This window comes from Cryptosporangium phraense (genome assembly GCF_006912135.1).
Classification (GTDB): domain Bacteria; phylum Actinomycetota; class Actinomycetes; order Mycobacteriales; family Cryptosporangiaceae; genus Cryptosporangium; species Cryptosporangium phraense.
This window is the reverse complement of record NZ_VIRS01000077.1, coordinates 1-1262: the sequence shown is the minus strand read 5'-3', so window position 1 is coordinate 1262 and position 1262 is coordinate 1. Positions and strand designations below refer to the sequence as shown.

Here is a 1262-nt window from a genome sequence, read left to right as displayed (position 1 = left end):
GGGGCGGATTCAACCGATCAATGCAACACCTCGATCTATAGAGGTGCTGCATGGGTATTGGTGGACGACCGGCGATTCCGGTAGCGGTCCAGCGCGAGTTCTGGTCAGCGGTGCGGTCGGGGATGGTCATCGCCGACGCAGCCGCGTCGATCGGCGTGTCGAAGACTGTCGCGTGGCGCTGGTTCCGGCACGTTGGCGGCGTGATGCCCGCGCCGTTTCCGGCAGACGAGTCCGTCGTGGGCGCGCGGCGCCTGACCCTGCGGGAACGAGAGGAGATCGCCTGCCGCAACGCGGCTGGTGAGGGGGTTCGCGCGATCGCGCGGGCGATTGATCGATCGCCGTCGACGGTGAGTCGCGAGCTGCGCCGCGGGACTGTCCGCCGAAAGTCCGGTTACCGGGCGACGGTCGCCCAGACGCTGGCCGACCAGCGTTCCCGGCGTCCGAAAACGCGCAGACTCGCGTGTGAAGACAGGCTGCGTGAGCATGTGCAGAATCGGCTGCATGCCAAGGACAGCCCCGAACAGATCAGCCGGCGGCTCGTTCTGCTGTTTCCCGACGACACGAGCATGCGTGTGAGTCACGAAACCATCTACCGCAGCCTCTACGTGCAGGGCCGCGGCGGCCTGCGGCGCGAGCTGGTCAAATGTCTGCGCACCGGCCGGGCATTACGCAAGCCCCGGCGCACCGCCGACCGTCGCGGGCGCCTGGCCGGCATGGTCAACATCGCCCACCGCCCACCAGAAGTTCTCGATCGGGCGGTTCCAGGCCATTGGGAGGGAGATCTCATCACCGGCGCGGAGAACAAGTCCGCGATCGGAACTCTCGTCGAGCGTTCCACCGGTTACGTCATGCTCCTGCACCTGCCCGACAGTCACCGCGCCGACGACGTCCAAGCAGCGATGCTCGAGGTGATGAGTAGGCTGCCGCAGACTCTGCGACGCACCCTGACCTGGGACCAAGGCCAAGAAATGGCCAACCACGCGGCGATCGCGGTAGCCGCCCAGCTCGAGATCTTCTTCTGCGACCCGCACTCGCCCTGGCAACGCGCGATCAATGAGAACACCAACGGGCTGCTGCGGCAGTACTTTCCCAAGGGCACCGATCTGTCCGGCTATCACCGCGACTACCTCGAATTCGTCGCTGCGCAGCTGAACAACCGGCCGCGGAAGCGGCTTGGCTGGCGGACCCCAGCCGAATCACTCGACCGACTACTCTCCGATCAGGAGCCCCGCCCCGTGTTGCGTTGATCGGTTGAATCCGCC

General features: G+C 66.2%; 1 protein-coding gene. It reads left to right on the top strand.

The genetic code is table 11. The features are described 5' to 3' along the window. Positions 1 to 50: 50 nt before the first annotated feature. Positions 51 to 1247 carry an IS30 family transposase gene (locus FL583_RS39810; protein ID WP_205752879.1) on the top strand — a complete coding sequence of 399 codons (1197 nt, stop codon included), beginning with the start codon at positions 51 to 53 and terminating at the stop codon, positions 1245 to 1247. The last annotated feature ends 15 nt before the right edge of the window (positions 1248 to 1262 follow it).

Coding starts and splice junctions, on each gene's coding strand:
- FL583_RS39810 (WP_205752879.1), top strand. CDS start 51: ATGGGTATTGGTGGACGACCGGCGATTCCGGTAGCGGTCCAGCGCGAG.